The following is a 2,848-nucleotide window of genomic DNA, read 5'->3' as shown; positions in this document are numbered from 1 at the left end:
GCCAGGCCGGCGAACACCCGATCTGTATACAGCTCGTTGCGGTTCTGGAAGATGTACCAGCCCAGACCGCCCTGGCCGGAGGTGGCGCCGAACATAAGGCCTGTTCAGGCTGGCGCAAAAAGTGTGTCTCCGGCGCCTGGGAATCCCAATGGACGCATGCATGTGCGCCAGGATGGGTGCCGGTCAAAATGAGTGTAAATGACAACCGACGCTGGTCAAAGTGCGTCCAGCAAATGCTTCATAAGCGGTGAAATTTTTCGGTGATGGTGGTCAATCGCCTCATACTCGATGCCAAGTTTTTTGAACCACCCTAGCAGAATGAGCAGGGCAGGCTCGTTCTGATCGACACGGTCGAGCAGCCTTCGATAAAGATCCAGCATTATCTGTTTGGTATTATCGTTCGCAAATGAGCCGCATATGTTTACCAGGTTTTGGGTCGCCGTTGAATTCAGCTGGGATGTATAATGAATGGATTTTATTCTCAGCCTCTGAGCGTCGATCCTGTCAAATATGTATTGTCTTGTGAGCGATGAATAAGGTTGAAAAATCAGGTTCAGCGAAACGGAAGGCTGTTCGGGAGGGAGTTGCGTGTGAACTGTCTTGTTCTTTTCCATGAATAGGGCGCTTCCCTGCGTCAACCGAAGCTCTCGGTATGCTGAAGTATCTACCTCTTCATCCCTTAATCCGGTGCAGGCGTTGAAGTCGTACTCGCAGATCTCGGTTCCGTACCCCGGTCCAAGCAATCCTGCGGTAAGAAGATGAAATGAATGGTCATGCCATAGATTCTCGGCGAATAGATTTTTTCTGGTATTCCTTCGTAAGGAGTCCGCTGCAGCTAGCCAAACGTTTGCTCTCACCAAAAACGAGTAAGGCCCTGATTTTTTATGCAGCAATTTTCGATCGAGAACGAACGAATTGGATGAGAATAAATTGCCATGCGTTTCATCGCTATCGAAGTTGTTCTTGAGTTGCTGGTGCAGGTATTCAAGGAACCACTGGGGATTCAAGCATAGGCCTTGCAGCAGGTGGCTCATTGATTTTATTGTTTCTACATCCAGGTCATCTTTCTGCGTCTGTATTATTTCTGATAATTCTTCCAGCGAAATCGTATTATGCACCTTTGCTTCAAAGAATTTCGTGCTCATACGCACCTGTACTTTTCGATTAGTTTTTCACATGTTTCGCGGATATTTTTGTTGTCATCGCAAGCGCCTTTCTGAAGGTAGATGTCTTTTTTTTCTGGATCCAGGCAGATCATCGCTCTTAGGGCAAGCCAGCGAATCGTGTGGCGGTCATTTTCTGACGCGACCATAAGGGCGGGCAGAGAAGATGCGTTTCCATATTTTTCCAGTATGCGAATCGCTTTCTCCTTTCTGCTGATTTTAGGTTCGAATTCTGAGATGTGGGACAGTCTTCGGGTCTCCTTGTGGAACGCATATTGGTATTTCGATCTTTTTTTTGGGTTGCAGATTGCCAGCATTACCGACGGAGAAATATCATCGTGCACGATAATGGTGTTTCGTCGGTCATGCACTATGACATCTCCTTTTTTCAGTTCTGTGCTTTCAGGCGCCGACAACTGAATGTCTTCGTAGATGTTCGGACTCCTGATTTCGCTTGGAAACTCGATGTTTGACGTGTACCGCTTATGCGACGGACTGCCCTGCAGTACCTTGCTCACAGTCGAAAAGTTGGGCGTCGAGACGATCTTATTCGAGTCGCGCGAATTCGTCATGTCAAGCGATGAGTCGAGGTGGAGAATGTTTGCAGAGGTGCACCCGGTAAAAATGAGGCAGGCAAATAATTCTTTGTGGTTTTCCCCTGTCACGAGAGGTATCGCCTGCTGCGTCAAAAAGTGGCTCAAGCCGGCATCGGCTTGAATGGAGGCTGCTGTATCTGCCACTAACTGCCAGTGGTCGATGTTTCCAAGTGCGTCTAATTTAGATTTACAGTAGTCGATGAATGCTGAATCGTCATCACAGACTGCCATGACCTCATCTTTGATGGTGGAAAGCGATTGCATATATTCTCCAGCAAAAGAGGCAGGCGATTTATGTTCGCCTGCCTCGATCAGCTGTAATCAGCCATGACTATGGATAATCACACCAATAACAGCCGGAGTAATAATAACGGGCAAGCCTGATTCGCAGCTGTCGACAGCCGATTCAATTTCGATGTTCTCAATTTCTTTAGCAATGTTCATGATTGACCTCTTAGTTGAAGCAGCGGTTTTTTGTGGTTCATAGAGCTAAGAGATAAACACCTCATAGCAAACCGACGTTACCATGCGGGTTCTTGTGGATTCCTAAATTTGCGACGTGGTTTGTCGTTTCGCGAATGCTCTGTGTGCATCCACGTTTTGTGCGATCCGCGCAGTTACAGGAAAGTCGTGCGGAACTTTGAGAAGCTATTAATTTGATTAATTTCTGTGCGCCGGAGTGATGCGTTGCTCGCGGAACACCAATACGTGACAGTCCAGATGCGCCTGATGGATGCGTGCAAAGGTGTCCGCATCCAGCGGCTGCGACAGATCAAAGCCGATCACTTCGGCGCCCAGCGGGGCATCGAACGGCACGATCCGAACACTGGAAGAGTGCACTCTGGAATAGGGATCACGCGCAAGATCGATGCTGTCATTACAGAATTCGACGACTGCGCGATACACCATATCCAGCCACGGGCCCACTTCCCTGCAATTACATCTGTCTCAGCACGGCGTAATAGCCCTGCCGATGGCGCATGAGCCTGCCAGGATCATGCCGATGTTCCAGCAGGCCGAGACCGTGCAGAAGGGCAAGCGGGTCAAGGACGCGCAACTCGATGCGGTGTTCGCGCAGTGGGTGGAACC

General features: G+C 49.1%; 3 protein-coding genes and 3 pseudogenes. 1 reads left to right on the top strand and 5 read right to left on the bottom strand.

Going from position 1 to position 2,848, the window contains the following annotated elements; translation table 11 throughout:
* The 5 genes and pseudogenes from XcyCFBP4188_RS22185 to XcyCFBP4188_RS22170 form a co-directional block, all read right to left on the bottom strand.
* Positions 1–98, bottom strand: a pseudogene (locus tag XcyCFBP4188_RS22185) (ABC transporter permease); the annotation flags it as partial.
* Positions 99–215: 117 nt separating this feature from the next.
* Positions 216–1,145, bottom strand: a complete 930-nt coding sequence (locus tag XcyCFBP4188_RS22180; protein ID WP_006453232.1) for a hypothetical protein — start codon at positions 1,143–1,145, stop codon at positions 216–218.
* Positions 1,142–2,023: a hypothetical protein gene (locus XcyCFBP4188_RS22175; protein WP_104592866.1), complete on the bottom strand. Its 882-nt coding sequence runs from the start codon at positions 2,021–2,023 to the stop codon at positions 1,142–1,144. The genes XcyCFBP4188_RS22180 and XcyCFBP4188_RS22175 overlap by 4 nt, the downstream gene beginning before the upstream one ends.
* Before the next feature lie 57 nt (positions 2,024–2,080).
* A complete protein-coding gene (locus XcyCFBP4188_RS23615) occupies positions 2,081–2,203 on the bottom strand; it encodes a hypothetical protein (RefSeq protein WP_006453230.1) in 123 nt (40 codons plus the stop codon).
* A 222-nt stretch (positions 2,204–2,425) separates the two neighbouring features.
* Positions 2,426–2,668, bottom strand: a pseudogene (locus XcyCFBP4188_RS22170) (TauD/TfdA family dioxygenase); the annotation flags it as partial.
* A 79-nt stretch (positions 2,669–2,747) separates the two neighbouring features.
* Here XcyCFBP4188_RS22170 and XcyCFBP4188_RS23820 point away from each other — a divergent pair.
* Positions 2,748–2,848, top strand: a pseudogene (locus XcyCFBP4188_RS23820) (DUF6607 family protein); the annotation flags it as partial.

The organism is Xanthomonas hortorum pv. cynarae (genome assembly GCF_002939985.1).
GTDB lineage: Bacteria > Pseudomonadota > Gammaproteobacteria > Xanthomonadales > Xanthomonadaceae > Xanthomonas > Xanthomonas hortorum_D.
The sequence above is the reverse complement of the archived record's forward strand: the minus strand, read 5'-3'. Positions and strand labels throughout refer to the sequence as shown.

Coding starts and splice junctions, on each gene's coding strand:
- XcyCFBP4188_RS23615 (WP_006453230.1), bottom strand. CDS start 2,203: ATGAACATTGCTAAAGAAATTGAGAACATCGAAATTGAATCGGCTGTC.
- XcyCFBP4188_RS22175 (WP_104592866.1), bottom strand. CDS start 2,023: ATGCAATCGCTTTCCACCATCAAAGATGAGGTCATGGCAGTCTGTGAT.
- XcyCFBP4188_RS22180 (WP_006453232.1), bottom strand. CDS start 1,145: ATGAGCACGAAATTCTTTGAAGCAAAGGTGCATAATACGATTTCGCTG.